The 26,654-nt window shown below is 33.6% G+C and carries 28 protein-coding genes, 1 riboswitch and 2 other annotated features; of the genes, 20 read left to right on the top strand and 8 right to left on the bottom strand.

The genetic code is table 11. The features are described from left to right. Positions 1 to 104: 104 nt before the first annotated feature. The 3 genes from rpmG to nusG all read left to right on the top strand — a co-directional run bounded on the left by rpmG (position 105) and on the right by nusG (position 1,107). Complete coding sequence (gene rpmG / locus E4Z98_RS06485) at positions 105 to 257, top strand: 50S ribosomal protein L33 (protein WP_135253449.1); 153 nt, start codon at positions 105 to 107, stop codon at positions 255 to 257. A 17-nt stretch (positions 258 to 274) separates the two neighbouring features. Further along, on the top strand, positions 275 to 445 hold the full coding sequence (secE, locus tag E4Z98_RS06480; protein ID WP_135253448.1) for a preprotein translocase subunit SecE: 171 nt from the start codon (positions 275 to 277) through the stop codon (positions 443 to 445). A 119-nt stretch (positions 446 to 564) separates the two neighbouring features. After that, the gene (nusG, locus tag E4Z98_RS06475) at positions 565 to 1,107 is read left to right on the top strand and encodes a transcription termination/antitermination protein NusG (RefSeq protein WP_135253447.1); all 543 of its coding nucleotides are present in this window, start codon (positions 565 to 567) and stop codon (positions 1,105 to 1,107) included. 54 nt (positions 1,108 to 1,161) lie between these two features. Here nusG and E4Z98_RS06470 read toward each other — a convergent pair whose 3' ends face one another. Beyond that, positions 1,162 to 1,593 carry a hypothetical protein gene (locus tag E4Z98_RS06470; protein WP_135253446.1) on the bottom strand — a complete coding sequence of 144 codons (432 nt, stop codon included), beginning with the start codon at positions 1,591 to 1,593 and terminating at the stop codon, positions 1,162 to 1,164. A 210-nt stretch (positions 1,594 to 1,803) separates the two neighbouring features. On the opposite strand from E4Z98_RS06470, the gene rplK reads away from it, so the two are divergent. The 4 genes from rplK (at position 1,804) to rplL (ending at position 4,180) form a co-directional block, all read left to right on the top strand. Continuing rightward, positions 1,804 to 2,229 (top strand): 50S ribosomal protein L11, encoded by a 426-nt coding sequence (gene rplK / locus E4Z98_RS06465; RefSeq protein WP_135253445.1) that lies wholly within the window; start codon positions 1,804 to 1,806, stop codon positions 2,227 to 2,229. Positions 2,230 to 2,340: 111 nt separating this feature from the next. Beyond that, a complete protein-coding gene (gene rplA / locus E4Z98_RS06460; protein WP_135253444.1) occupies positions 2,341 to 3,030 on the top strand; it encodes a 50S ribosomal protein L1 in 690 nt (229 codons plus the stop codon). A 59-nt stretch (positions 3,031 to 3,089) separates the two neighbouring features. Then, positions 3,090 to 3,214: a sequence feature (ribosomal protein L10 leader region), on the top strand. Between the two features lie 36 nt (positions 3,215 to 3,250). Continuing rightward, positions 3,251 to 3,754 carry a 50S ribosomal protein L10 gene (gene rplJ, locus E4Z98_RS06455; protein WP_135253443.1) on the top strand — a complete coding sequence of 168 codons (504 nt, stop codon included), beginning with the start codon at positions 3,251 to 3,253 and terminating at the stop codon, positions 3,752 to 3,754. Positions 3,755 to 3,811: 57 nt separating this feature from the next. Beyond that, positions 3,812 to 4,180 (top strand): 50S ribosomal protein L7/L12, encoded by a 369-nt coding sequence (gene rplL / locus E4Z98_RS06450; protein WP_135253442.1) that lies wholly within the window; start codon positions 3,812 to 3,814, stop codon positions 4,178 to 4,180. 103 nt (positions 4,181 to 4,283) lie between these two features. On the opposite strand, the gene E4Z98_RS06445 is transcribed toward rplL, so the two are convergent. Next, entirely contained in the window at positions 4,284 to 5,048 is a 765-nt protein-coding gene (locus E4Z98_RS06445) for a hypothetical protein (RefSeq protein ID WP_135253441.1), read from the bottom strand. Between the two features lie 114 nt (positions 5,049 to 5,162). After that, positions 5,163 to 5,249, top strand: a riboswitch (SMK box riboswitch). Between E4Z98_RS06445 and metK the strand changes: the two genes are divergently transcribed. From metK to E4Z98_RS06430, 3 genes are all read left to right on the top strand, one after another. Further along, on the top strand, positions 5,247 to 6,434 hold the full coding sequence (gene metK, locus E4Z98_RS06440; RefSeq protein ID WP_135253440.1) for a methionine adenosyltransferase: 1,188 nt from the start codon (positions 5,247 to 5,249) through the stop codon (positions 6,432 to 6,434). It overlaps the preceding riboswitch by 3 nt. Before the next feature lie 75 nt (positions 6,435 to 6,509). Continuing rightward, positions 6,510 to 7,004, top strand: coding sequence for a helicase (locus tag E4Z98_RS06435; protein ID WP_135253439.1), 495 nt, complete (start codon positions 6,510 to 6,512; stop codon positions 7,002 to 7,004). A 121-nt stretch (positions 7,005 to 7,125) separates the two neighbouring features. Continuing rightward, the gene (locus tag E4Z98_RS06430) at positions 7,126 to 8,583 is read left to right on the top strand and encodes an MDR family MFS transporter (RefSeq protein WP_135253438.1); all 1,458 of its coding nucleotides are present in this window, start codon (positions 7,126 to 7,128) and stop codon (positions 8,581 to 8,583) included. A 41-nt stretch (positions 8,584 to 8,624) separates the two neighbouring features. Here E4Z98_RS06430 and mnmM read toward each other — a convergent pair whose 3' ends face one another. The 5 genes from mnmM to E4Z98_RS06405 all read right to left on the bottom strand — a co-directional run bounded on the left by mnmM (position 8,625) and on the right by E4Z98_RS06405 (position 12,704). Next, on the bottom strand, positions 8,625 to 9,206 hold the full coding sequence (gene mnmM, locus E4Z98_RS06425; RefSeq protein WP_135253437.1) for a tRNA 5-(aminomethyl)-2-thiouridylate-methyltransferase MnmM: 582 nt from the start codon (positions 9,204 to 9,206) through the stop codon (positions 8,625 to 8,627). After that, a complete protein-coding gene (gene mnmL, locus E4Z98_RS06420) occupies positions 9,200 to 10,168 on the bottom strand; it encodes a tRNA modification radical SAM protein MnmL/YtqA (RefSeq protein ID WP_135253436.1) in 969 nt (322 codons plus the stop codon). Before mnmL ends, mnmM begins: the two co-directional genes overlap by 7 nt. A 16-nt stretch (positions 10,169 to 10,184) precedes the next feature. Continuing rightward, a complete protein-coding gene (locus tag E4Z98_RS06415) occupies positions 10,185 to 10,838 on the bottom strand; it encodes a phosphatase PAP2 family protein (RefSeq protein ID WP_167790869.1) in 654 nt (217 codons plus the stop codon). Between the two features lie 103 nt (positions 10,839 to 10,941). Beyond that, positions 10,942 to 12,078: a DUF4097 family beta strand repeat-containing protein gene (locus E4Z98_RS06410; protein WP_135253434.1), complete on the bottom strand. Its 1,137-nt coding sequence runs from the start codon at positions 12,076 to 12,078 to the stop codon at positions 10,942 to 10,944. Continuing rightward, the gene (locus E4Z98_RS06405; RefSeq protein WP_167790868.1) at positions 12,078 to 12,704 is read right to left on the bottom strand and encodes a DUF1700 domain-containing protein; all 627 of its coding nucleotides are present in this window, start codon (positions 12,702 to 12,704) and stop codon (positions 12,078 to 12,080) included. Before E4Z98_RS06405 ends, E4Z98_RS06410 begins: the two co-directional genes overlap by 1 nt. Before the next feature lie 200 nt (positions 12,705 to 12,904). Here E4Z98_RS06405 and E4Z98_RS06400 point away from each other — a divergent pair, with 200 nt between their 5' ends. The 10 genes from E4Z98_RS06400 to lepB (E4Z98_RS06355) all read left to right on the top strand — a co-directional run bounded on the left by E4Z98_RS06400 (position 12,905) and on the right by lepB (E4Z98_RS06355) (position 25,151). Further along, positions 12,905 to 15,085: a LysM peptidoglycan-binding domain-containing protein gene (locus E4Z98_RS06400; RefSeq protein WP_135253432.1), complete on the top strand. Its 2,181-nt coding sequence runs from the start codon at positions 12,905 to 12,907 to the stop codon at positions 15,083 to 15,085. 52 nt (positions 15,086 to 15,137) lie between these two features. Then, positions 15,138 to 15,341: a binding site (T-box leader), on the top strand. A gap of 55 nt (positions 15,342 to 15,396) precedes the next feature. After that, the gene (gene leuS, locus E4Z98_RS06395; protein WP_135253431.1) at positions 15,397 to 17,811 is read left to right on the top strand and encodes a leucine--tRNA ligase; all 2,415 of its coding nucleotides are present in this window, start codon (positions 15,397 to 15,399) and stop codon (positions 17,809 to 17,811) included. A 162-nt stretch (positions 17,812 to 17,973) separates the two neighbouring features. Then, positions 17,974 to 18,429 carry a YaiI/YqxD family protein gene (locus E4Z98_RS06390; RefSeq protein ID WP_135253430.1) on the top strand — a complete coding sequence of 152 codons (456 nt, stop codon included), beginning with the start codon at positions 17,974 to 17,976 and terminating at the stop codon, positions 18,427 to 18,429. After that, positions 18,422 to 18,892, top strand: a complete 471-nt coding sequence (locus E4Z98_RS06385) for a low molecular weight protein-tyrosine-phosphatase (protein WP_135253429.1) — start codon at positions 18,422 to 18,424, stop codon at positions 18,890 to 18,892. Before E4Z98_RS06390 ends, E4Z98_RS06385 begins: the two co-directional genes overlap by 8 nt. A 393-nt stretch (positions 18,893 to 19,285) precedes the next feature. Next, a complete protein-coding gene (gene lepB / locus E4Z98_RS06380) occupies positions 19,286 to 19,765 on the top strand; it encodes a signal peptidase I (RefSeq protein WP_168182775.1) in 480 nt (159 codons plus the stop codon). 22 nt (positions 19,766 to 19,787) lie between these two features. Further along, on the top strand, positions 19,788 to 20,516 hold the full coding sequence (locus tag E4Z98_RS06375; RefSeq protein WP_135253427.1) for a hypothetical protein: 729 nt from the start codon (positions 19,788 to 19,790) through the stop codon (positions 20,514 to 20,516). Between the two features lies 1 nt (position 20,517). Further along, the gene (locus E4Z98_RS06370; RefSeq protein WP_135253426.1) at positions 20,518 to 21,048 is read left to right on the top strand and encodes a hypothetical protein; all 531 of its coding nucleotides are present in this window, start codon (positions 20,518 to 20,520) and stop codon (positions 21,046 to 21,048) included. A gap of 16 nt (positions 21,049 to 21,064) precedes the next feature. Next, positions 21,065 to 22,075, top strand: a complete 1,011-nt coding sequence (locus E4Z98_RS06365; protein ID WP_135253425.1) for a coiled-coil domain-containing protein — start codon at positions 21,065 to 21,067, stop codon at positions 22,073 to 22,075. A gap of 55 nt (positions 22,076 to 22,130) precedes the next feature. Beyond that, the gene (locus E4Z98_RS06360) at positions 22,131 to 24,425 is read left to right on the top strand and encodes a glucosaminidase domain-containing protein (protein ID WP_168182774.1); all 2,295 of its coding nucleotides are present in this window, start codon (positions 22,131 to 22,133) and stop codon (positions 24,423 to 24,425) included. Positions 24,426 to 24,587: 162 nt separating this feature from the next. Beyond that, a complete protein-coding gene (gene lepB / locus E4Z98_RS06355) occupies positions 24,588 to 25,151 on the top strand; it encodes a signal peptidase I (RefSeq protein WP_135255223.1) in 564 nt (187 codons plus the stop codon). Between the two features lie 19 nt (positions 25,152 to 25,170). Here the strand turns inward: lepB (E4Z98_RS06355) and E4Z98_RS06350 are convergent, their stop codons facing one another. Then, positions 25,171 to 26,646: an AcpB/EbpR/MafR family transcriptional regulator gene (locus E4Z98_RS06350; RefSeq protein WP_135255224.1), complete on the bottom strand. Its 1,476-nt coding sequence runs from the start codon at positions 26,644 to 26,646 to the stop codon at positions 25,171 to 25,173. Positions 26,647 to 26,654: the final 8 nt, after the last annotated feature.

Raw genomic sequence — 26,654 nt, 5'->3', positions numbered from 1 at the left:
GACTACAATGACAATGATAGTAATATCAAGGTTTGGTAGTAATTGACAGTTCAAAAAAATAGTGTTATCTTAGGTAAGAGACTAAATGGAAAAGGTGTATAAATATGGCAACAAGAAAAACATCCCTGGCATGCGTAGATTGCGGCTCTCGTAATTACTCTAAAACAGTAAACGATAGCAATCGCTCAGAACGTTTAGAAGTTAAAAAATTCTGTAAATATTGTAAAAAACACACGCTACACAAAGAAACTAAGTAGTTGGAGGTAGAGCTGATATGAAATTTTTTAAAGACACATTAGCAGAACTAAAAGCTGTCACATGGCCAACTGGCAAAAAGTTAAGAAAAGATGTTGCAACAGTTATTCAAATGACGTTATTATTTGCAATTTTCTTTGGTGTCGTTGACTTTGTCTTAAATACAGCGGTTCAATTATTCGCTAAATAAAGTAACCAGTCAATCATAAAAGACTAGCGTTTATCTTAATTCAATGCTATACTTTGTTTGAGGAAAACTTCGGTCTATCTGAGGTTTTTTTATTTTACACGAAAGAAGGAATCTTGAAAATGGAAACATTTGAAAAACAATGGTACGTGTTGCATACCTATTCAGGTTATGAAAACAAAGTAAAAGCCAATATTGAGTCACGTGCGCAAACTATGGGAATGGAAGATTATATTTTCCGTGTAGTGGTTCCTGAACAAGAAGAACACGAAGTTAAAAATGGTAAAGAAAAGATTAATATGGAAAAAACTTTCCCAGGTTACGTATTAGTTGAAATGGTAATGACAGATGATTCATGGTACGTGGTACGTAATACACCAGGCGTAACAGGATTTGTAGGTTCTCATGGTGCAGGAAGTAAACCAGCGCCACTATTAGATGAAGAAATCACAGCCATTCTTAAAAAATTAGGTATGAGCAAACGTCATACTGAATTACACGTTGAATTAGGTGAAGTCGTAACAATTATTGATGGTGCATTTGCTAACTTAACAGGTGAAATTACTGAAATTGATATGGAACGTCAAAAACTTAAAGTAAACATTAACATGTTTGGACGTGAAACATCAACAGAGCTAGACTTTAATCAAGTAGATAATTTATAAAAAATAAAAAGATGATTCAATGTAAGCATTTAAGCTACGTTGAATCATCTTTTTTTATGCGGTAATAACGACATTCATGACTGACTCGTTAATCGTATGAATCGTTACACTATTTTCGTGTAATTGATAATTAATGAGATAAGTTTGTTTATCCTTAATGAGACGAATAATGGAATAATCAGCCCTATTTTCTACAGATAATTGATTAATAAAGCCAACGTCTATTTTTTTTTCGTAAGCTAATTTAAATGCATCTTTAATAGTAGGATTTGTTTCATCAAGTAATAATATCCCTGCTACTAAAGCAAAATCAGGTAATCGTTGTTGGGTTTGATTAGAGTAAATATCGATGCCGTCGGGTAGTCCATTTATGATTGAATTTAGCCATTTTCCAGTATTAATAGCTAATCGAACATCTAAAAGGGTGGGAATCTTTGCGCCTGTAGAGATAATGTCAAAGACGCTTTTCGGTGATTTATTTTTCATTAGGTCATCAGCTCCTTTGTTTTAGTTTATCATATTCTGTTTGATTAGGGTGATTTCATAAAAAAATGTTATTGAATGTTGCTTTTTTTTTAATTCATTGTATAATAGATAGGTGTGTAAGAACACACTCTTTTTCGTAAGGGAAAGAAACGTGGGAGGAGAAATCTTAGCTCCAACTAACCACATCACGGACTTAAGGAGGTATGTCACGTGGCAAAAAAAGTAGAAAAAATCGTTAAGTTACAAATTCCAGCTGGTAAAGCAACTCCAGCACCGCCGGTAGGACCAGCATTAGGTCAAGCAGGTGTAAATATCATGGGATTCACTAAAGAATTCAACGCTCGTACACAAGAGCAAATTGGATTAATTATCCCTGTAGTAATTTCTGTATATGAAGACCGTTCATTTACATTTGTTACTAAAACACCACCAGCAGCAGTATTATTAAAGAAAGCTGCTAACATCGAAAAAGGTTCAGGCGAACCAAACAAAACTAAAGTTGCACAAGTAACTAAAGCACAAGTTCAAGAAATTGCTGAGTTAAAAATGGAAGACCTAAACGCAGCTTCAGTTGAAGCAGCAATGCGCATGGTTGAAGGTACTGCACGAAGCATGGGAATCACTATCGCTGAATAATTTTCAGTTGTGTAGATTGTCAATGTAGTAGCTTCTCAGTCAGTTTATATTGAAAAATATAAATTTAGTGGGAGGATCAACCGTTATAACCACATTCAAGGAGGAAACAAAATGGCTAAAAAGAGCAAAAAAATGCAAGATGCTTTGAAAAAAGTAGACAACACAAAAAATTATAATTTAGAAGAAGCTATCGCTTTAGCAAAAGAAGCAGGTTACGCTAAATTTGACGCAACTGTAGAAGTTGCATACCGTTTAAATGTAGATCCTAAGAAAGCTGATCAACAAATCCGTGGTGCTGTTGTTTTACCAAACGGTACTGGTAAAACACAATCAGTTTTAGTATTCGCTAAAGGTGAAAAAGCTAAAGAAGCTGAAGCAGCAGGAGCTGACTATGTTGGAGATGCTGACATGGTTCAAAAAATCCAAGGTGGATGGTTTGACTTTGACGTAGTAGTAGCAACTCCAGACATGATGGCTGAAGTTGGTAAATTAGGACGCGTATTAGGACCTAAAGGTTTAATGCCTAACCCTAAAACTGGTACAGTTACTATGGATGTAACGAAAGCTATTGAGGAAGTTAAAGCTGGTAAAGTAACTTACCGTGTTGACCCTCAAGGAAACATCCATGTACCAATTGGTAAAGTATCATTTGATGATGCTAAATTAATCGAGAACTTAAAAACAGTTCACGATGTGATCTTAAAAGCTAAACCAGCTGCTGCAAAAGGTATTTACATCAAAAACTTTGTTGTAACAACTACTTTTGGTCCAGCTGTAAAAGTTGATCCACAAACTGTTTAATTTCTAAAATAATACTTGACCTAAACAACTTTACATGATAAAGTTGTTTAGGTAATTAATTAAATAATTATTACGTACCGAAGACAGTAGGTGGCTTAGCCTTAATTTCCTACCGAGGACAACATTGAGTTTAATCAATAGTCCCTCTATGTCAACGGTGGCATGGAGTTTTTTTATTGAAAAAATTCCACCATCAAAAAATACGGAGGTGAATGTATTAATGAGTCAAGCTATTATCGAGAAAAAAGCACTTTTAGTAGATGAAATGACTGCAAAAATCAACGAAGCAGCATCAGTTGTTGTTGTTGACTACCGTGGTTTAACAGTTGAACAAGCTACTAACTTACGTAAACAATTACGTGAAAACGGCGTTGAAATGAAAGTTATCAAAAATTCTATCTTACGTCGTGCTGCTGAACAAGCTGGTTTAGAAGGATTAGAAGAAGTATTTACTGGTCCTACTGCTGTTGCTTTCAGTAACGAAGACGTAGTTGCTCCAGCAAAAATCATCGCTGATTTTGCTAAAGAAGCTGAAGCATTAGAAATTAAAGGTGGTATTATCGAAGGCAACGTGGCTTCTGTTGAAGAAATCACTGCTCTTGCTAAATTACCAAACCGCGAAGGTTTACTTTCTATGTTACTTTCAGTACTTCAAGCACCTGTCCGCAACGTTGCATACGCAATCAAAGCTGTGGCAGAAGCAAAAGAAGAAGAAGCAGCTTAATTATTGCTGCTTAGCTTAAATTTATAACAAAAACAAACACATACGGAGGAATATAAAATGGCATTAAACATTGAACAAATTATTGCTGATTTAAAAGAATCAAGCATTTTAGAATTAAGCGAATTAGTATCAGCTATTGAAGAAGAATTTGGTGTATCTGCAGCTGCTCCTGTAGCTGTAGCTGGTGGAGCTGCTGAAGGCGGAGCTGCTGAGCAAACAGAATTCACTGTTGAATTAACTTCAGCTGGTGACCAAAAAGTTAAAGTAATCAAAGCAGTACGCGAAGCTACTGGTTTAGGATTAAAAGAAGCTAAAGCTTTAGTTGATGGCGCTCCTGCTCCATTAAAAGAAGGCGTTTCTAAAGAAGAAGCAGAAGCTTTAAAAGCTTCATTAGAAGAAGTTGGCGCTTCAATCACATTAAAATAATTAATGTAATGAGAACATCTCTTATGAGGTGTTCTTTTTTGATTTTAGAAAAAGTCAGCCATTGATAGCACAAAAAAACTTCACCTCAAAAAGGTGAAGTTTTTTATTTAAACAAATAATAGACGACTAATAAAATAATAGAAGTAAAATGAAGGGTTAATTCTCTTTTTTTAGGATTAGTGATTAATTTCAAACAGAAAAGGATCAATACTAAACCGATAGATAGTGAATAAAATAACCAATCACTCACTTGGTGTAAGTGGTTTTGCCAAAATAAAAAGCCAATAGTTGCAAAGAAACTTACAAGTTTTAACAAAATTGTTTTACTCTTATTCCATGAGCCGTTGTAATCATATAATTGTCGGGTTGTTATGCTAGACATTGCGATAAGATAGGCGAAAATAAATGTGGCTAAGTATGATAGTTCGAATTTGTTAGTTGCTAGAGCTAGGATAATTGTATTGAAAATAATCCCATTGAATAGTGACATCATAAGAGTATATTGGGGATGCACTAAGAATTTTTTAAAGTTTAAGTTTACTAATAATTGATAGATTTCATATAGAATAATGATGATAGTAAAGTTGAAACCAAGTTTAAAAAATAACAAGAAAATTAATAGCGTTGCTAGCGCAAGTTTAATAGCTAGTAGTTGATTAGTTAGCTCCGTTCGATTTTTAAAGGCGACACGAAGTAGATTAATGAAAAAGTTTGATAACCATATATAAAGGGCTAAGAGTAAAATCGTACTAGAATACCACTTGAGTGAATGTCCTAAAATTAAACCTGGTAGCAAACAGGTAATAGTTTCAATAAACGAATTAATGGCAATAAAAATAAAATTTGGTTTTTGATAGTTATGATTCAATGTTTTTCTCCTATGTTGTTATGACTGATTTAATGTTATATAACTTTTTTGAAAACGTCAAGGGAACAAGGATTAAATAATATTAGTAATTGCGTAAATATTTTGTTATACTAGGAACGTTGCAAGTTCCCGATAGGCTTTGAACAGAAGGTTTGAAGATTCCTTGTAACCGAAAAATAATTAGGGGGAATAGAGAAAATGTTAGAAAAAAAATTATTTACATCAGAATCTGTATCGGAAGGACATCCAGATAAAATTGCGGATCAAATTAGTGATGCTATCTTAGATGCTCTTTTAGAACAAGATCCTTATGCACGTGTTGCGTGTGAGACGTCTGTTACAACTGGTTTAGTGTTAGTGTTTGGAGAAATTTCAACATCAGGTTACGTTGATATTCAAAAAGTTGTTCGTGAAACGATTAAAGAAATTGGTTACACACGTGCAAAATTTGGATTCGATGGTGATACATGTGCGGTTATGGTAGCGATTGATGAACAATCAGCTGATATTGCGGCAGGTGTTGACAATGCGTTAGAATCACGTGAAGAAGAGACCGCTGATATCGGTGCGGGAGACCAAGGGTTAATGTTTGGTTATGCATGTGATGAAACACCAGAATTAATGCCATTACCTATCTCATTAAGTCATCGTTTAGTAAAACGATTAGCTGAATTAAGAAAAGCTAAAACATTAGCTTACTTACGTCCAGATGCGAAGTCACAAGTTACGGTTGAGTATGATGAGAATGATCAACCAAAACGCGTGGATACAGTTGTTATTAGTACACAACATGACGAAGAAGTTACACAAGAGCAGATTCGTGAGGATTTATTAAAATTAGTCATTCAAGAGGTCATTCCAGCAGAATTATTAGATGAAGAAACAAAATACTTTGTTAACCCATCAGGTCGTTTTGTCATCGGTGGTCCTCAAGGGGATGCTGGTTTAACAGGTCGTAAAATCATTGTTGATACTTACGGAGGTTATGCACGCCATGGTGGTGGAGCTTTCTCTGGTAAAGATGCAACAAAAGTAGACCGTTCAGCAAGCTATGCGGCACGTTATATTGCCAAAAATATTGTTGCGGCTAAATTAGCAACAAGATGTGAAGTACAACTTGCTTATGCCATTGGGGTTGCACAACCTGTGTCGATTGCAGTGAATACTTTTGGTACTGGAACAGTATCAGATGAGCAATTAGTGGCAGCAGTGCGAGAAAACTTCGATTTACGTCCTCAAGGTATTATTGATATGTTACAGTTAAGACGTCCTATCTACCGTCAAACAGCGGCTTATGGACATTTTGGTCGTACAGATATCGATTTAACTTGGGAACATACAGATAAGGTAGAAGGCTTATTAAAGAGCTTAAATGAAACTAAATAAAGGATTTAAGAGCCAACTCCTGATGAAAAAATCTCTTTTTCATTGGGAGTTTTTTATCTAAAAAAGGAGATTAGAATGAAAATAATTCAATTGACCATTGGTGGAATGGATAAAAAGCAATTAATCGCTACACTAGAGGAGAAGCAAGTATTTCTAAATCCACTAGGTCATCAATTACTTGAACAATTAGATGACTTCAAATTCTGGCATGAGCAAACAATTAGGTTGGTAGAAGTAACAGTTGCCAAGTTAGGATTATCCCAGGGAGGAACACTATTAGAAGTCTTTATTTCAGGGATAAAAAAAGGATTTGCTTTATGCGAAGTTGAAATAGCTGCTCTATTAAGCCTTGATTACAATTATTTAGAAGATAGTATAGGACTTATTTCAACAGGTAAAGCACCAACTAATTCCGTGACGATTGCTTCGAAAATACTTATAGATACGGATGATTTTCCAAAGGGCTTTTATATGCGAAAAATTGACAATGTCTGTTGGTTACGAGGCTACACGTGTGATCATCTACATGTATTTGCGCCAGAGGATCGCTTCATGTTTTTAATTAACTAAAAATAGGAGATACTAACATTGTGTCTTCATTACAAGTCATAATTAATGCTTTACTAGAAAGCCAAGGGTAATAACCTTATAGTTTCACATGTCTAAAAATGAAAAGGAGTGAAAGATACACATGAAACAAAAGAAAACAAATGTAAAAATCGTGACGTTTACGGTTTTTATAGCCACTTTTATGACGGCGATTGAAGCAACGATTTTATCAACAGCCATGCCGACGATTTCAAGTCTTTTAAAAGGCGGGGAAATTATGAGTTGGGTATTTTCAATTTATTTATTAACCAACGCGATGATGACCCCTATTTATGGGAAATTGACAGATACCATTGGGCGTAAACCAGTTTTTCAAATTGGTTTGTTCTTTTTTATGCTAGGGTCATTACTATGTGGCTTTTCAACTAGCATGTTGCAATTAATTATTTTTAGGGCGATTCAGGGAATTGGAGCAGGTGCAATTATGCCGGTTGCATTAACTATTATTGCGGACATCTACGCACCAGAAAAACGAGCGAAAATTTTAGGGTTAAACAGTGCGGCGTGGGGAATTGCTAGTGTTGTTGGACCGTTAGCAGGTGGTTTTATTGTAGATACGATTGGTTGGCATTGGATTTTCTTTGTTAACTTACCGATTGGTATCTTATTAATGATATTATTACAAACTTTCTTAATTGAGCCAAAACATAAAGGCGTATCTGGAGCAGTCGATATTAAAGGTAGTTTAGTGTTGATGAGCTTGTTGCTAGCCTTTCTTTACGGGTTTCAAACCATTAGCGATAATGGCGGTGTTGGTATTCTGACAATCGTCTGTTTTGCGTTGTCAGTTCTTTTAGCGTTTATTTTTATTCAAGTAGAAAATAAAGCAGTTGATCCAGTAATTCCAATGTTCTTATTAAAAAATAAAAAATTCGTGTTAATTAATTTATTAGCAGCACTTATAAGTGGTTTTTTAATGGGAATTGATGTGTATATTCCAATGTGGATGCAAGGACTATTAGGCGTTAAAGCAGCAGTCGGTGGCTTATCGTTAACACCTTTATCAATTACATGGGTAATCGGCTCATTTTTAGCAGGTAAATTACTTGCTAAACGTAGTACGCAAGTTAGTTTAGGAAGTGGCGTGTTGATTATTTTATCAGGTGCTATCATGATGGCGTTTGCTTCTTTAAATACGAGCTATTTAGTTTTTTGTTTAATTTCAGCTTGGATTGGTTTAGGGATGGGGATTACTATTACGGTTTGTACAGTAAATGCACAGACAACCGTTACGAGCGATTTAACAGGTGTTGCTACATCGTTTAATACCTTATGTCGTACATTAGGACAAACAATCATGATCTCAATCTACGGGGTTATCTTGAACTGTCAAATTAGTGAGTCGATTGCTAATAATGGTCACGGTTATACACGTGCTCAAATTGATGATGTATCTAATCACGTATTAGCTGATAAAATGCCTTTAGAACAATTGAATGATTTACGAGTAATTTTATTTGATGGGCTACATATCGTGTTTGTCGTTTCAGTTGGTTTATTAGTTGTTGGTTTTTTAATTAATTTATTGATCAAAGATTAATAAAAAGTCCATCCCCTTTATTTTTAAGGGAATGGACTTTTTTATCGCGCATTTTTTGTGCGTTTTTTTTCGATACAGAGTAGGTAAGGAGGATTGTTTTTTTGATTGATAAAGCCATATTGTAGGACATTATAGTCTGATTGAGGAAGTGTTTCTGCAAATTGTTGAACATGATTTTTTTCCTCTAATCCACCTGGATGACCGTAATAAACGACTACGACAATCCGTCCGCCGGGTGCTAAACGTTTCATAATAGCCTTAAGCGCTGTGAGAGTTGTTTGGGCTTGAGTAATAACTTCTTTGTCACTGTTTGGCAAATAGCCAAGGTTAAAGACAGCCGCATGGATAAGCTGTTCAAACGGTACTAATTCATCAATCGTTTCATGTCCTTTGGTATGTAAGGCACATCTTTGAGATAAGTTAGCGTCTTCTAATCGTTCTGTTGTGCGTTGAATGGCAATTTTTTGCACATCAAAACCAATCACGCGACCAGTTTTTCCAACTAATTCAGCAAGAAATAAGGTGTCATGTCCATTACCGACTGTCGCATCAATCACCCAGTTTCCCGGTTGTACGACTTGTGCTAATAGGTCATGACTATAGTGTAAAGCTGATTTTAACATGAAGTATCGGCTCCTTGTAATCGTATGTTTTTAATTCCTTGATAAGTATCACGCTCACGCATTTCTTTATCAATCGCGTTTAACACTTCCCATTTCTTCAAGCTCCACATCGGTCCAACTAAGGTATCACGCGGAGCATCACCGGTTAAACGATGCACGATGATTTCTGGTGGTATCATTTCTAGTTGGTCACAAACTAATTTGACGTATTCATCTTGTTCCATTAGTTTTAACTCGCCTTTAGCATAGTCACGCATCATGCGGGTGTTTTTCATTAAGTGTAAGAGATGAATTTTGATGCCTTGAATATCAGAATCGAGAATCGTGCGACGGACGTTTTCTAGCATCATCTCGTGTGTTTCACCGGGCAAACCATTAATCAGATGGGTACAGACGCGAATGTTATGTTTGCGTAATTTTGCAACGCCGTCTAAGTAAGTTTGATAGTCGTGAGCGCGGTTAATTTTGCGACTGGTGTCTTCAAAAGTCGTTTGTAAGCCTAGTTCGACCCACAAATACATACGATCGTTTAGTTCGGCTAAATATTCGACCACGTCATCAGGTAAACAATCAGGACGGGTACCAATCGCCATTCCAACAACTCCTTGTTCATTGACGACTTGTTCAAAACGATGCTTAATCACCTCAAGTGGCGCATGTGTGTTGGTGAAGTTTTGAAAATAAACTATATACTTATTAACATCTGGCCATTTTTTATGCATGCGTGTGACTTCTTTTTGATATTGAACAGGTAGTGGGTCTTTTGGTGCAATGATCATATCACCTGATCCAGAGACACTACAAAAGGTACAACCACCATGCGCAACTGTCCCGTCTCGGTTGGGACAATCAAACCCACCATCAAGTGTTACTTTAAAAATTTTCTCACCGAACTCCTCGCGAAAAGCGTAATTTAAGGTGTGAAATCGTTTGTTAGGATCATTAGAATATTGAAATGTCATATTATTCACTCTTTCTTTATTGGTTAAATACTTGTAATAGACGATACTTCACAAAATAAGGATAAGAATACGCTAGCCAACTGGCGCCAAGTAAGTAGCCACCTATAATGTCACTTGGATAATGAACCCCTAAGTAATTACGACTTATCCCAATTAGGAGAGCAAAGATAATACAAAAAGCTTGTAATGTTTTGATTTTCCAAGATCCTTTAGCGTAAGGTAACAAAATTAAGAAAATAGTCCCCCATAAAAGGATACTAATCATCGCATGACCACTAGGAAAACTATAGTGGTCAGCATAGATTAAATGCTCCACACTAGGACGTTCTCGGCTATATAAAAATTTAATAAGATAGTTACCAACGCCAGAAATAAGCGCCGTATTCAGTACTAACCAATAGGCTTCCACTTTTCGTTTACTTTGCCATAACAGTGTCACAATCGCTAAGACGATAAAAACAACGGAAAGTGTATTACCGAATTTAGTCAGCCAACTAAAGAAATTGGTGAATGAATGTGAGCGAATAGAAACGAACCAATTCATGATGGGTTGATCAATTCTCAAAATAGTCGATTCATAAAATTTCACGATATAACCAAGTATCATAAAGAGTGTTAAACAAATAACACTAGCAAAGTGCCAATAAAGGCGCATGGTTGAATTTTTCAAAGAATCCCTCTTTTCATAATAATTATAGACAATTAAAGGGAGTGTGATTAATTTATCACACTCCCTGTTCATTATATCACAACTGATTATTGATTTTTAGCGTTTATGGTAGTTGAACGAAACAATCAGAGGCATAGTAAAGCGTATCAAAAGATAAATAATCAGCTCGATTGTTGTCAATCGGCGTTTTATCTAAATAATAATAAGTATCATGGGAATCTTTATCAGATGCGTCTTTATCAATTTTGAATTGCATTAATTGAATGGCCCCTGATTGTGTACTTAATTGAATAGCGGCAGGTTCATTATTTTTTACGATAGTAGCCGTATCAAATGCTTGGACATCTGTTTTAGGGTTATCGATTTTAATTGTCTGTTGTGCTTCATGACCTTCTAGTAAAGTAACAAATATGTTGCCTTTAGTGTTGGTTACTTTATTTTGACTGGTATCTTTAGGGTTAATCAAATAAATATCACCATATTCATTTTTTAGCGTTGTATTTCCTGAATTATTTTCAAAACTGATTATTCCTTTTTCATTAAGGACAGTGACGTCATCAAATTGATTAGCAAATAATTGGCTATTGCCTTCGCTTGACTCTATAAGTGTTTTTTCTAGGAACTTAGAATGATAAAAATAGGTGGCACTTTCGTTTGATTCTATGTTTGTGTCTTTATAAATCGTTGATTGATCAATAGTTATTGTTCCTGAAAGTTGTTGGGTTTTTATTTCATCAAGTTTGAGATTATTTAAGCGTAAATTGGTTGACGACGTATTGGTGTTTAATGAGGCAAGTGACATATTAGATACATGGATATTGGGATGGTCACCTTCATGGGTTACAATATTTAAATGAGTCACTTGTTTAGGTAACTGAATATGTATGGAATTTAATGATGGTGAATAGAAACCTATTACTGTGTCTTTTTGTTCAACTGGATGATTTTCTAATTCAAGGTGCCATTTTTTATCTATTTCTGATAGTTCGTAAGAGATATCTTGCGGGATAAAGCCATCTTCATTTAATTGAATGGTTGGATTACTGGTTTGTGTTATATTGAGATCTAGCTGACTCCCTTTTTTAATTTCAATAGTTAAGGTATTAGCGTTAGTAGGTAGAGATAATTCATCACGTAATCTAGTCTTTTCAAATCGGTTTAAGCTAAAGCCAATCCCAATTATTCCGATAATAACCGAAAGTAAAGCAATTCCCATCATAAATTTGGTTGATTTTTTCATTAATAGTCACCTCTCAAAACGTGTAAATTAGCGTAGAAGTAATACTTCGTTACTCTCCAAAAATATTTAGTCAGTGTTTTACAAAGATAACAACCGACAATCCCTAGGCCAAAGAGGACACATCCGATAGATAGACTAAATAGTGGATAAGTTAGGTAAGGGGTGAAATAAGCTGCAATTAATATAATTGGGCTGATAACAAAGGTTATACTAACAATCCAGCCACAGACAATTAAAATACCGATACATAAAAATAGCCAAAACATTAAGGTTAAGTTAATAAAAAGCAATCCTAATATTTGTAAGACTCGTTGTAATTTAGAGTATGGACGAGTTCGTTTACTTTTTTTTGTATCGAATTTATCATCCATACCTTGATCAGACCATTCTTGCCACCCTTGCTGCTCATACGGAGACTGGGAAGTTTTGGCCCTATTTTTTTTTAATATAGCCGCCGCAATGATGACAGGATCACCTAATGCCTGGATAATCGTTTCTTCTGATTGATCCGTTAAGTGCTCTTTATGAATAAGCTCTTGATAGTATGTCAAAATTAACGTCTTTTCTTTAGAGGGAATATTAATTAATGCGTCATTAAGTTTTTGTAAATAAGTATGTTCATACATTGAATAATCTCCTAAGTGTTCGTTTCTTGTATCATAGTACAAATGAGTGACAAAAGACAATGACATATCACTAAAATCAGTCTAAAGTATGAAATATGTTTAATATATTACAAATTTATTAAATAAATGATTTATGATCATAAAAATGTTAGAATTTAATTAGCTATCTATATATGGATATGTTGGGAGGATTTGTTTAAATGATCAAAAAACACAGTGGCAATAAAGAGAAAAAATATAATAGTCAGTCATTTTTAATGAAAAAGTCAACTTCACTATTAGGGACAACCCTAGCAATGGGTTCTTTAGGGACCTTATTAGATGGCTCTCAATTAGTAAATGCTGAAGAATTAGATAATGAGCAGTCAGTAAAAGTAGAGGGCAAACAAGAAAAAGATAAATTACCCTCAATTGAAACCGTAAAAACACCTCAAGTGATTACAGCGTTTGCCTCTCAAGCGGATTTTGTCAAACAAATCGGAAGCTTAGCTCAAGTAGTGGCAGATGAAAACGATTTATATGCGTCTATTATGGTAGCACAAGCTATATTAGAAAGTTCATGGGGGAATAGTGGTTTAGCGAGCTATCCTAATCATAACTTATTTGGTATTAAAGGTTCGTATAACGGTCAGAGTGTCATAATGAGAACATGGGAACATATTAATGGTAAAGATGTCTATGTGAATGCGTCCTTTAGAAAATATCCCTCTTATAGAGAATCGTTGTACGATAATGCCTATGTGTTAAGAAATACTAGTTTTGCTTCTGGCAATTACTATTATTCTGGCGCATGGAAGAGCAATAGTAACTCTTATCGTCAAGCAACGGCATGGTTAACAGGCCGTTATGCAACAGATCCTAATTATGGTTCTAAATTAAATAATATTATTGAACGATATAATTTAACTGCTTTTGATACACCTGGTAGTCACCCAAATGTATCAGATAATGGAACAGTTGGTAATAACGGGAATAGTTCTTTGGATAATCCATTGACGACGTCTAAACCTTCAGAAGAATTTTCATATTATAACGTACAGGCAGGTGACACATTAACAAAAATTTCAAAAAAACATGGTGTCACGGTCGCTCAGCTACGTTCATGGAATAAATTATCAGGGGATCTAATATATGTTGGCCAACAATTGAAAGTAAGCAAACATTCAACCAATAATCAACAAGAAGCCGATCACAATGCATCAGGTCAATCTACAGGAACAACTCAGTCGGCTCATATACACAAAGTCGTATCTGGTAATACGTTATATAGTTTGGCGCGTCAATACGGTGTAAGTGTTGCGCAAATCAAATCATGGAATGGTTTGAAGAATGATGCGATATACGTGGGGCAATCATTAAAAGTTGGCACTCAAAAAGTTGAGGGAACAACTAATAATACGCAACATAAAGAGCAAGCGGACAATACAAGTGGCAACGCCACAACGTATAAAGTAGCAGCAGGTGACACGCTTTATCGTATTGCCAATAAACATGGTGTAAGTGTTGCGCAAATTAAATCGTGGAATAAGTTAACGACGGATACCATCTATGTTGGGCAATCACTAAAAGTTAGCAAAAAATCATCAAGTGCATCAACTCATACAACACCTAATAAAAATGAAAACAATCAAAGCTCAACCAAAACACATCAAGTAGCAGCAGGTGACACTTTATCAAGTATTTCTAGAAAATATGGTGTGAGTGTTGTACAAATTAAATCATGGAATAAGATGAGTGGCGACATGATTTTTGTAGGGCAACGTTTGACAGTTAAACAACCCTCACAAGAAACAACAAATGATCAAACAAGCACATCAAACGCTCCAAGTAATACGAGTCAATCATCTAATATTAATATGAAACGTTATACTGTTAAAGCGAGCGACACTTTGTATTCTATTGCAAAAAATTATAATGTTAGCTTAGCTAACTTAAAACAATGGAACGCCTTGAAGAGTGATGTGATCTATGTAGGTCAAACGTTGAAAATAGCAGACCATGCTGAAGAAAAAACAACAGTTTCGTCTACTTCTACACAGACATCTCAAGCTGATGTATCAATTAACGGAACATATACAGTAGGTAAGGATGATACCTTATTTAGCGTAGCCAATAAACATGGGATGTCAGTTGAACAATTGAAAAAGCTAAATAACTTACGTAACCATATTATCTATGTGGGACAAAAATTAGTTATAACTGAAAAAAATCAACCAGCATCAACAACTAATACTGATGAGAAGAAAACGTATGAAGTAAAAAAAGGTGATACGTTATATTCAATCGCTAAAAAGAACAAGTTAACAGTAAAAGAGTTGAAAGAGTTAAACAAATTAACTAAGGATGCTATTTATATTGGTCAAACATTGACATTAAAATAACTTGTTGAGACGATATAATAAGTTGCAATTAAGCCATATATTTGATATGATGACATCAACTGAGAAGAGGAGTAGTAAGAGATAGTTCCTTTCAAGAGAGTGCATGGTTGCTGTGAATGCATAAAGGAATACTTTGAACTTGCCTTGGAGTAATTTCTACTATAGAACGGATGGCTTTCGTTACAAGCTGTAGAGGTTTGACTAATTTGTCAAACGAATTTAGGTGGTACCACGTAATTGACATTACGTCCTATAAAAGTGTTTTATTACGCTTTTATAGGACTTTTTTATTATATTTAGGAGGGAAAATAATGGTTTTTAATCACAGAGAAATTGAGCAAAAGTGGCAACAACATTGGGCCAAAGAACACACGTTCAAAACAACAGAAGATGACAACAAGCCTAACTTTTATGCGTTAGATATGTTTCCATACCCATCAGGACAAGGTTTACACGTTGGACATCCAGAAGGTTACACAGCAACAGATATCTTGTCACGTTTAAAACGTGCGCAAGGTTACAATGTTCTACATCCAATGGGGTGGGATGCGTTTGGTTTACCCGCTGAGCAATATGCCCTAGATACTGGTAACGATCCAGCGGAATTTACTGAAAAGAATATTCAAACATTCAAGCGTCAAATTAATTCATTAGGTTTTAGTTACGATTGGGACCGTGAAATTAATACCACAGATCCAAATTACTATAAATGGACACAATGGATTTTTACTAAATTATATGAAAAAGGCTTAGCCTATGAATCAGAAGTTGCGGTTAACTGGTGTCCTGCTTTAGGAACGGTCTTAGCAAACGAAGAAGTTATCGATGGCTTATCAGAGCGTGGAGGACATCCAGTTGTCCGCAAACCGATGAAGCAATGGATGCTTAAAATTACAGCCTATGCAGATCGTTTAATTGATGATTTAGAAGAAGTTGATTGGCCAGAAAGCATCAAAGAGATGCAACGTCACTGGATTGGACGCTCAGAAGGCGCACATATTACGTTCCAAATTGATGGGACAGATCACAACTTTACGGCATTTACTACACGTCCAGATACATTATTTGGTGCAACGTATGCCGTTATGGCGCCAGAACTACCATTAGTTAAAGACATTATGACGGATGAACAAGCAGACGCAGTTGAAGCATATATCAAAGAGGCAGAGAAAAAATCTGACTTAGACCGTACGGAGCTCTCTAAAGGAAAAACAGGAGTCTTCACAGGTGCTTACGCGATTAACCCAGCTAATGGTGAGAAAATGCCAATTTGGATTGCTGATTATGTGTTAGCAAGCTACGGTACAGGTGCTATTATGGCGGTTCCAGCTCACGACGAACGTGACTACGAATTTGCTAAAACATTTGGCTTATCCATTATTCCAGTGATTGACGGTGGCAACATCGAAGAAGCTGCTCACACAGGTGAAGGGACACATATCAATTCTGATTTTCTAAACGGTTTAGACAACGAAACAGCGATTGCTAAAATGATTGATTGGTTAACTGAAAAAGGTATTGGTAAAAAAGAAGTCAACTACCGCCTACGTGACTGGTTATTCTCTCGCCAACGTTATTGGGGAGAACCGATCCCTGTGATTCATTGGGAAGATGGTACGATGACAACTGTTCCAGAAGAAGAATTACCACTAGCTTTACCAAAAACAACCGACATTCAGCCAAGCGGTACTGGTGAATCACCTCTTGCGAACATTGAAGAATGGGTAAATGTTGTAGATCCAGTAACAGGTAAAAAAGGTCGCCGTGAAACCAATACAATGCCACAATGGGCAGGTAGCTCATGGTATTACTTACGTTATATCGATCCTCATAATCATGAACAAATTGCTGATCCTGCTAAATTAGCGAAATGGTTACCGGTGGATATGTATATCGGTGGTGCAGAACATGCGGTACTTCACTTATTGTATGCTCGTTTCTGGCATAAATTCTTATACGATATCGGTGTAGTTGGTACAAAAGAACCATTCCAACGCCTGTTCAATCAAGGGATGATTTTAGGTAGTAACAATGAAAAAATGTCTAAATCAAAAGGCAATGTTGTGAACCCTGATGATGTCGTTGAAAAATATGGGGCAGATACATTACGTTTATACGAAATGTTCATGGGACCATTAGACGCCTCAATCGCTTGGAGCGAAAACGGATTAGAAGGTTCTCGTAAATTCTTAGACCGCGTATGGCGTCTAATTGTTGATGAAAACGGCAAAATGCGTGACCGTATCACAACGAAAAATGACGGTAAATTGACAAAAGTTTACCATCAAACAGTGAAAAAAGTGACCGAAGATTACGAAATCTTACACTTTAATACAGCCATTTCACAATTAATGATTTTTGTTAATGAAGCGAATAAACAAGATGCACTTCCTTATGAATACATTAAAGGCTTCGTCCAATTACTAGCGCCAATCGCACCTCATTTAGGTGAAGAGTTGTGGCAAATTCTAGGGAACGAAAACGATATTTCTTACGTTGCTTGGCCAACTTATGACGAAGACGAGTTAACCGAAGATACAGCCGAAATCGTCATCCAAATCAACGGAAAAGTGCGCGCGCGTGTTGAAGTAGCGATTGATATTAACAAAGAAGACTTAGAGAAATTCGCGATTGCACACGAACAAATTGCCCCACAATTAGAAGGCAAAACGATTCGTAAAGTCATAGCTGTACCAGGCAAACTAGTCAATATTGTCGCAAATTAAAGTGCTTGTAGTCGTGTTTAGCTCCGACCAAAAGCCGGATTAGATAAAGTGCTTAAGGGGACGAATGACTTTTGAGCAATATGTTGTCCCCGAAAGCCTAAATAGAAAAGTAAAAAGGATTGTGGCCATTTGTCACAATCCTTTTTTGAAAGGAGCTATTATATGCGAATTGTTATTGATGGAGATGCTTGTCCAGTTAAGCAAGAAATCTATCAAGTTGCTCAAAAGACGCAAATCCCAGTTATTTTAGTTAGTAGTTACGATCATGTGAGTGATAAACATCCAGACCAAATCGAAGTGGTATATGTCGATCGTGGGGCGGATTCGGCAGATTACAAAATCATCGGCTTAATTCAAGCACACGATATTCTTGTCACACAAGATTATGGCTTAGCTTCACTTGCTTTACCTAAAAAAGTTCGTGTGTTACATCATACGGGTAAAGAATATACGTATACCAATATTGATCAATTACTTGAACAACGTCATCATTCAGCTAAACTAAGAAGAAGTGGCCAACGCACGAAAGGCCCAAGTAAATTGACGGTTGAACAAAAAGAAACATTTAAAGAACTGCTAACAAAAATAATATCAGAAGGAGATAACCAAGATGATTAAAGTACTATTTGTTTGTTTAGGAAACATTTGCCGTTCACCAGTTGGCGAAGCCGTAATGCGTCACAAAGTCTCACAAGCTGGCTTATCAAATCAAATTGAGGTGGCTTCACGTGCCACTAGTGATTTTAACGTCGGTAAACCACCGTATCATCAAACAAGAGAACTGCTAGACGAGAAAGGCATTGACTATTCAGGCATCACATCCGAACAAATAAAGCCCCAAGATTTCGAGGCGTTTGATTATATTATTGGGATGGATGAACAAAATATTGCCAATCTAAAAGCCATCGCACCGATAGAGTATCAGGATAAAATCGTGACATGCCTATCTGTATTGCCTGAAGCCGGTCGTCCAGATGTGCCAGATCCTTACTATACAGGTGAATTTGAGTATACATACGAGTTAATAGATCAAGCAACTGATAAATGGTTGTTGTATATATATAAAATATTGTCTAAATAATATTACTAAAACATAGAAGGTGGTCATTATTATAGCCACCTTCTATGTTTTTATGTCAATAATAAATTGGCAACAAATTGTTAAAATATTAAATTTATACCAATCATCATTCATTTTCACATAGATTAGTATTGTATTATTTTTATTTTGGTGTTAAACAGTTCTAAACTAAAACTCTCAAAAAAATTGTAGTTTTACTAAAAGGTCAAATTTGAAAAAAAATAAGTGTTTTTGACCTTTTTATGCATGTGAAGGAATAGTATTCTGAATACGATAGTATATGCCTATCTAAAGTATGAGGGTAATTCAATTTAAATTTATATAATAGATCATAGAAGTCTTATTGGGCAACAAAGAAGTGAGGGATTAAATTGAAAAAAAAAAATTGTTTTAGTGAATATAATCACTTTAATATTTATTATAGTATTTAACTTTCTATTTAAAATTCATTCTATTAATGGTAGAAGCATGGAACCAACAATCCATAATAATGATATAATTTTAATCAAGAAAACTAAATTAGTTCCTAGATATTCATTGATTGGTTTTGAAAATAAGGAGAGCGGATCTTTACTATTAAAAAGAGTAATTGGGATGCCAGGAGACGAATATATTATAGCTCATAATCAAATTATTATTACTAATAAAGAAGAAGATAATTATGCTTCTGTAAGCAAATTTGAGTTAGATATAAAGGTAGCTAAAGAGTTATCTTACTACAATAAAATTCCTGAAAATCAGTATTTTGTTATAGGTGATAATAGAGGAATCTCTAACGATAGTAGAAAATTTGGATTTGTTAATAAGGAAGATGTTGAAGGCATTCTAACATATCGAGTATATCCTTTTAATAAAGTGGGAAGAATAAATTAAAATTTAAAGAAGGGAGAAAAATATGTTGCTATTATTTATAATTATATCCATTTTAATAACGATGACTGTTTTAGTAGTTCCTAGAGCAATAATTCAGATGAATATAAATAAAATAAGTAAATTGAGACGATATTCTGAAGATTTTAAGCGTAAGTTTTTAAAATACCAAATGATACAAATGGTTAATCATGTAAAAATTTTAGTTTTGGTTGCCATTTTGTCAGTTGGATCTACAATTTTAATGACATATAAACTTATTGTGTATGAAATTAAACAGTCATCACTAGTTGGAGAGTTAGCTGGTGTCAGAGAAGAAATAGAGATAATACACTTAAAGTACCAAGAGTTATTAAATGAGCTTCCAGTTAGAGAATATCCCTCAAATGGTATAGAATTATCTCAAATTTTCCCGAAAAATAATGTAGACCAAAAAGAAATTGAAAAACTAGAAGTTAATATAGCTAATAAAATTTATCCATATTTTGGATATACTAGTCCAGTAGTTATTTATAATCAAGAAAAGAAACTACTGATAATTAATTTTAGTAGTTTAAGTGTTGAGAATATTCAAGCAGATGAGATAAAAAAAAATCAAAATTATTTTATCGAAGAACTATCTGCAAACAGAAGTATTATTGAAGTATTAATTAAATTTAATCAAAAAAATGAGTTAGTTGAACAATTTCATTATATTAGGAATACGATGACAGATAAATTGGAATCGAATTATGAATATGGAAAGGTGGATTAATATGATGGAGAAGTTTTTTTCTGTACAATCAATGATAAGTGAAATTGATTTGATGGATGAAGTGACTTTTGATAATACATATCAAAATTTGTTTGATTTGTCAGATAGTTTAAAAATGGAGAGAAAAAAAAACAAAGAGATTCGTATTTTAAAAACAGAAATAAATAACTTGAAAGAATCATTAGAAAATGAAAAAAAAGAGCGTTCAATTAGTGAACAGGAGATTATTTTGAATAATAAAAATCAAAGTTTTAAGATACTAGATATATTAGATAACATTGCTAGATTGGAATTTGAGTTGGATAAAAAAGATATAAAATCAGAAAATTCACTTAAAAATGCAACTTCTAAGAGTTCTAAAAAAGTGAGTTCAGACGATAATTTATTGCTTAATGATGGATTAAAAGAAAAAAGTAATCAAAAATTAGATGACGAAAATGTTAAAGAGAATTTGAAAAATTTAGATCAAGATTTACAGTTGTTTAGTGAACAGCTATTTTATGAAATAGATAATTTATTCGAGAATAATTAATTAGGAGATGAAAAGATTGAATAATAAAAAAGTGGAAACTTTTAAATTTCAAACAGTTATGACAGGATATTCAAAAAAAGAAGTTGATAACTACATCAATGATTTATTAGAAAAACAATCTAAATTAGAGAATATTAATAATGCTCTTAATGAAAAAAATAATGAATTAAAAGAAGAGCACTTACATTTGAATACGCTTTATAAACAAGAGCAAGAGCTGAGAAAGAGTCTAGATATTGAAACTAATAAATATGTTCAGGAAATGCAGAGAATAAAGAGTGAAAATGAAGAATTACTACGACATAATCTAAAAATTAATAAAAAAAACGAAGAACTTTTAATGCTGGTTGATAGTACAGAAGGATTAAAAGATGATGCTATTAATAGAGCGCAGGCTTTAATAATTGAAGGAAAGGAAAAGTTAGAAGAATATGCTCAAAAGATACAGGAAGATTTTATTGATGTTGAAAATAAGAAAAAACAACTAATAGATGAGGCTAATGAAAAAGCAAAGTATATTATAAATGAAGCCAATGAAACTACACTAAAAATTACACAAGAAGCAAATACAAAAGCTACTTTAATAGTACAAAAAGCATTCGATGAAAGAGAGCAGTTTTATGTCGATTTTGAGTTGGAAAAAGAAAATTTTGTTAATGAGGCAAAAAAACAACGAGAAAAATTATTTCAGCAATTAGCTAAAGAAAAAACGTCAGTTAAAGAGCAGTTAAATACATTGAGGATTAAAAGAGAAGAACTTGTTTCCCAGATAAATAAGTCTATTACAAATTTAGGTCAAGAATGCAGTATGTTAAAACAACAATTAGAAGAGATTAAGTATGAAGATAGAACATTTAGACAACAATTAGCCACTATGTATCAAAGGAAGATAGACGATTTAAAATTAGAAGAATCTGAAAACACCTCAATGGCTGCAATTGATTTTTTTAAGGAACTAGAAAATGAAGATAAATTATTAGATCAAAATTTCAATTCGGAATTATTGGATTATAATGTAGAAATTTAGTTTATTATTAGGAAGTATGCTGGTTGATAATTTCTTTATAAAAAGAGAGGGAAATATGAAAATAAAAAAAATAATTGTGATATCTTTAGTTATATTTGCTGGTTTAGAATTAACTAGTTTTGTAAAAGGAATGATTCAAACTAAACCATTAATGGCGGATGAATTAGATATAGTTGATTCAGAGACTATGTCTAATTCATATACAACAGAAGAGTTTATGGGGAATAAGAACAGTGAAGATGATGTTATATCAGTATTACCAGATCAATCATTAGAAATAATAGAATCAAGTGAAGAAATACCAAAAGACTCTAGCGAATTAATCGAAGAGACAACAGATCAAGTGACTACAGAAACAACAGAAATGACTGAAACAACGGAAGAAAATATTCCAGAATCAACAACTGATTCTAGTCAGACATTACCTGAGGAATCTCAAACAACCGAAGAAACTACTACTTCTGACGCTCAAGAAAGTACAGAGGAGACGGTGTCATCTACTGAATCAGAAGGTTCTGTGACTAATACAACCACTGAAACAAGTGAAAATTCGACAGAAACAACTGAGACAAGTAAAGAGTCGCCTAATAAAGAAGATAGTTCATCATCCGTAGACAAAGGTGAACAGCCAGTAGCTAATCAAAAACCCGGCAAAGATAATAATCCGGGGAAGAAGCCAGTGAATAATTTAAAACCAGGTAAAGACGAAATAAAACCTCATAAAGAAGGAAATAATCAACCAGTAGCAGCTTCTAAAACGAAACAAAATAATAAGCAATCAACAACGGATAATCGAGTAAGCACAAAAGCAGCCACTTCAGGTCCGTCATTTAATACGCAGATCGACTTAGGTGAACAGTCTGAAGAATTTGCAACGTCTAATCTATTAAATTACCGTTTACCTTTATTATCTGAACTAAAGTCAGAGCAAGAAGCTGTTCTTATTTATGGTAGTTTATTGTTGGTAGGCAAAGAGCAATTTGAAGAACCTTCAACAAAAGACAAAAAAAATGAACAACATAAAAAGCATGAAGAAAATAAAGAAAATAAGGTTAAGCCTACTCCTATTACCTCAAGAGCTTTAATGACATGGTTAGGTAATGAATATTTTGACCAAGATTTATTGACCAAACAAACTAAGCCATTATCTGCTTCAGAAACAATTGCTGTAGGCGATATTGTTGTTTGGACAAATTATATGAATCAAACGCAGTATGGTTTATATATCGGCGATGATTTGTTAATCACGGTAGAAAAAGATGGTGATGATCACTATGAAGTGGTAACTCAGTACTATGTCGAAAGTGATGATCAAACTATCTATCGAAATGAAAAGCTAACTTTAAATAAAGAAGGGGAAAAATTATTAAAACAATACCCTGCTTCTTTAAATTTTCAAACCAATCCGTTAACAGAAAAATTTGTTAAATCTATTGGAGAAGGAGCGCGTGAATTAGGTTTAAAATATGATGTTTTTGCATCTGTTATGATTGCACAAGCATTGTTAGAAAGTGCCTCTGGAACAAGTGGTTTAGCACAAGCACCTAACCATAATTTATTTGGCATAAAAGGACAATACCAAAGTCAGAGCGTTTCAATGGCAACAAATGAAGACGATGGTAAAGGAAATCTTTATGCTATCCAATCAGCGTTTAGAAAATATCCTAGTTATCAAGAATCTCTTAAAGATTATGTGTCATTAATCAAGAGTGGTACAGGATGGCAATCAGATTTTTATAAAGAAGCATGGCGATCAGAAGCTAATAACTATATTTCAGCTGCGCAAAGTTTAACAGGTAAATACGCAACGGATACACAATATGATAAAAAAATCATTAGTTTAATTGCTGCGTATGATTTAACACAATATGATGAACCAAAATTAGATAAAACTTATACTGGAACAACATCAGGCATTTTACAATCTAGAAATGAGATTCCAAAAGAATATCGTCGTTTGATGAAATTCCCCGATTTTAACCAAAAAAATTATAACACTTCAGGTTCTTATCCAATTGGTCAGTGTACATGGTATGCGTTTAACCGTGTGGCGCAACTAGGTATGACGGTAGATGATTATATGGGTAATGGTGGAGAATGGGGAACTAAGGGAGCTAAATTAGGTTATAAAGTAAGCAATACACCTAAAGCCGGCTATTTAGTTTCATTCTTACCAGGAGTTGCAGGATCTAGCAGTGAATATGGACATGTGGCGTTTGTTGAAGCAGTCACAAAAGATGGTATATTAATTTCAGAAGGAAATGTCTTAGGTGGCACACGTGTTTCTTATCGTATTATTTCAAACGATATCGCACGCTCAACACAAGTGAAATATATTGAAGCTAAGTAAAAACGTAATACTTTACTAAAATAATAAAATTATTATATAATTACCTTATTGAACCTCAATATTATATAAAAGACCAGTGAACATGTCGTCATTGGTTTTTTTATTAATTAAAAATTCAATAGTTGTTAAATAGATTAGTGAAATGTTTTTGGAGGTAGTTTTATGATAAAGTTTAAATCGACGAAAATATTAGTACAAAGTATAGTAATAATGTTTATTATAATACTATTATTGATTATACGAATTACTGTAAAGCCTTCAATTCATATGATATCAGGTAATTCTATGGTGCCTACAGTGAAGAACGGGGACTATGTTGTGACAACAAAGGTAAAAACAATTAATCGGTATAGTATTGTTGTAATAAAGGAAAATAATTCTGAAGAGTTGTTAATAAAGCGAGTAATAGGTATTCCAGGAGATGGAATTGTAAGATCAGGAAATAATGTATCTATTGTTAATAAAATGATTAGAAATTCTGATTTTTTATATAATTTTAGGGTATCCAATGAAACATTAATAGAATTACGATCTCATACCCACATCCCATTTAATAAATATTTTGTGATAGGGGATAATTTGGAATATTCTAGAGATAGTAGAATGTTTGGTTTGATAGATGAGGAGCAAATAATTGAACAAGTAAAAGGAAAGTTGTTTCCATTAAGTCAGTTTGAATTATTATATAAAAAAAACAAAGCCACTAGTAATTTCTTTTTTTACTAGTGGCTTTGTTTTTTTAAAATTAATTACTTAAAGCACGATGAATCATTTCATCTGCGATAGTATTGAATTTCTTTTTCAAAATATTTGAATGTAATTTTTTTATTTTAGTTAAATCAATTTCTGATAAGAAATGAGAAATAATTATATAGTTATCAATTTTGGGGGCATCATCAAAGAAATGATTAGTGATAACTAAATCATAATCATTAAAAAAAGATTCATCGAACTTAATTGATTGTCTTTCATCGATAAACTTTAAGGTGTTTTCACCAGGTAAAATAAGTTTAAGTTTATTTTTAAGATAAGAATTAAAAGAAAAATCAAAATTTACATAAACTAGAATCTCTACAGGTTTAATATTTTTCATGAAATTTTCGAGTAAATTATCAGTTTCGGTAATCATACTAAAGAAGATCATATACATGTTATTTTTTGATGTATTCTGGAAATGTTTGTTGAAAATTATTTTGAAAATATCGTTCATGTTTTCAAGAAAAAAATCATTTTCATTGAAAAACTTTTTATAATAGTTATTGGCAGATTCGTAACTATCCGGAATTGATAAGTATCCCCAAATAATATCATATATTTTTTTTAATAATTTATTACGGTTGTCTTCTGAGTATTTATAAATAAATACATGTTCGATTTCATCTAAAAAAAGACCGATTTTTTTAATCCTATCGTTATTTAATGATAAGTCATCGTTTTTTTCTAGAAAGTACCTATCGGTAAGTAAAAAATGGAATATTTTAATATAAGAAACACCCTTGTATTCTGGTATGAAAAGATTAGGCTTCTTAGATATTAGAGAGTTAATTATAGTTTCTCTATTTGAAATTAGATTAGGATTAATAGTAAAGGTATTACTATTAATCTCCCTTTGAAGAGAAACTAAAGAAAATAATTGTAAATTTAGTAAATCTTGACGACAATATTCTGAACCGAATTTAGTATGGAGGTTATTGTAAACTTGTTCTACAAAATATAAATCTTCATTTTTGAAAGGTAAATTTTCTAAACCAAACATTTCTTTAATTAAAATAATAAAAAAATGACGGATTTTTATTTCATCTCCAATAATTCTCACAGGTTTTGTAGAAATTTTATAATTAAGAGGACTTAAATTTAAGTTAATATCCTTAATAGTTCGTTTAATAGTCGATTCACTTGTGAATAGGGCTTCTGCTAGTGAAGAAATAGTGTAGCTTTCGTCAAAAAAAATTTTTAAAAGAAGATTATACTCTAAAGAGTTTTGCAGAGCTTTTGAAATACAATAGTCACTTGAGTGGTGATTGGCAAGCTCTAGACTTAAGATATTGCCGTTAGACACGAGCTTGGAAGGATGAATAAGATTGTTTAATTCATTAGATAAGCGAATAAGAGTTGCGCTTGAAATCTTGTATTTATTTAAAATATAGTTGATTTCTTTAGGTCGAAACTCCACCTCATTTATTAAATCTACAAATTTTTTGGTTCGACTTGGTAATAACATCGTTTCAC

This window comes from Vagococcus xieshaowenii, assembly GCF_004792515.1.
GTDB classification, from domain to species: domain Bacteria; phylum Bacillota; class Bacilli; order Lactobacillales; family Vagococcaceae; genus Vagococcus_A; species Vagococcus_A xieshaowenii.
The sequence above is the reverse complement of the archived record's forward strand: the minus strand, read 5'-3'. Positions and strand labels throughout refer to the sequence as shown.

Excerpts from the sequence above, each read along its gene's own strand:
- rpmG (WP_135253449.1), top strand. The coding sequence starts at position 105 with ATGGCAACAAGAAAAACATCCCTGGCATGCGTAGATTGCGGCTCTCGT.
- secE (WP_135253448.1), top strand. The coding sequence starts at position 275 with ATGAAATTTTTTAAAGACACATTAGCAGAACTAAAAGCTGTCACATGG.
- nusG (WP_135253447.1), top strand. The coding sequence starts at position 565 with ATGGAAACATTTGAAAAACAATGGTACGTGTTGCATACCTATTCAGGT.
- E4Z98_RS06470 (WP_135253446.1), bottom strand. The coding sequence starts at position 1,593 with ATGAAAAATAAATCACCGAAAAGCGTCTTTGACATTATCTCTACAGGC.
- rplA (WP_135253444.1), top strand. The coding sequence starts at position 2,341 with ATGGCTAAAAAGAGCAAAAAAATGCAAGATGCTTTGAAAAAAGTAGAC.
- rplJ (WP_135253443.1), top strand. The coding sequence starts at position 3,251 with ATGAGTCAAGCTATTATCGAGAAAAAAGCACTTTTAGTAGATGAAATG.
- rplL (WP_135253442.1), top strand. The coding sequence starts at position 3,812 with ATGGCATTAAACATTGAACAAATTATTGCTGATTTAAAAGAATCAAGC.
- metK (WP_135253440.1), top strand. The coding sequence starts at position 5,247 with ATGTTAGAAAAAAAATTATTTACATCAGAATCTGTATCGGAAGGACAT.
- E4Z98_RS06435 (WP_135253439.1), top strand. The coding sequence starts at position 6,510 with ATGAAAATAATTCAATTGACCATTGGTGGAATGGATAAAAAGCAATTA.
- E4Z98_RS06430 (WP_135253438.1), top strand. The coding sequence starts at position 7,126 with ATGAAACAAAAGAAAACAAATGTAAAAATCGTGACGTTTACGGTTTTT.
- mnmM (WP_135253437.1), bottom strand. The coding sequence starts at position 9,206 with ATGTTAAAATCAGCTTTACACTATAGTCATGACCTATTAGCACAAGTC.
- mnmL (WP_135253436.1), bottom strand. The coding sequence starts at position 10,168 with ATGACATTTCAATATTCTAATGATCCTAACAAACGATTTCACACCTTA.
- E4Z98_RS06410 (WP_135253434.1), bottom strand. The coding sequence starts at position 12,078 with ATGAAAAAATCAACCAAATTTATGATGGGAATTGCTTTACTTTCGGTT.
- E4Z98_RS06405 (WP_167790868.1), bottom strand. The coding sequence starts at position 12,704 with ATGTATGAACATACTTATTTACAAAAACTTAATGACGCATTAATTAAT.
- E4Z98_RS06400 (WP_135253432.1), top strand. The coding sequence starts at position 12,905 with ATGATCAAAAAACACAGTGGCAATAAAGAGAAAAAATATAATAGTCAG.
- leuS (WP_135253431.1), top strand. The coding sequence starts at position 15,397 with ATGGTTTTTAATCACAGAGAAATTGAGCAAAAGTGGCAACAACATTGG.
- E4Z98_RS06390 (WP_135253430.1), top strand. The coding sequence starts at position 17,974 with ATGCGAATTGTTATTGATGGAGATGCTTGTCCAGTTAAGCAAGAAATC.
- E4Z98_RS06385 (WP_135253429.1), top strand. The coding sequence starts at position 18,422 with ATGATTAAAGTACTATTTGTTTGTTTAGGAAACATTTGCCGTTCACCA.
- E4Z98_RS06375 (WP_135253427.1), top strand. The coding sequence starts at position 19,788 with ATGTTGCTATTATTTATAATTATATCCATTTTAATAACGATGACTGTT.
- E4Z98_RS06370 (WP_135253426.1), top strand. The coding sequence starts at position 20,518 with ATGATGGAGAAGTTTTTTTCTGTACAATCAATGATAAGTGAAATTGAT.
- E4Z98_RS06360 (WP_168182774.1), top strand. The coding sequence starts at position 22,131 with ATGAAAATAAAAAAAATAATTGTGATATCTTTAGTTATATTTGCTGGT.
- lepB (WP_135255223.1), top strand. The coding sequence starts at position 24,588 with ATGATAAAGTTTAAATCGACGAAAATATTAGTACAAAGTATAGTAATA.
- E4Z98_RS06350 (WP_135255224.1), bottom strand. The coding sequence starts at position 26,646 with ATGTTATTACCAAGTCGAACCAAAAAATTTGTAGATTTAATAAATGAG.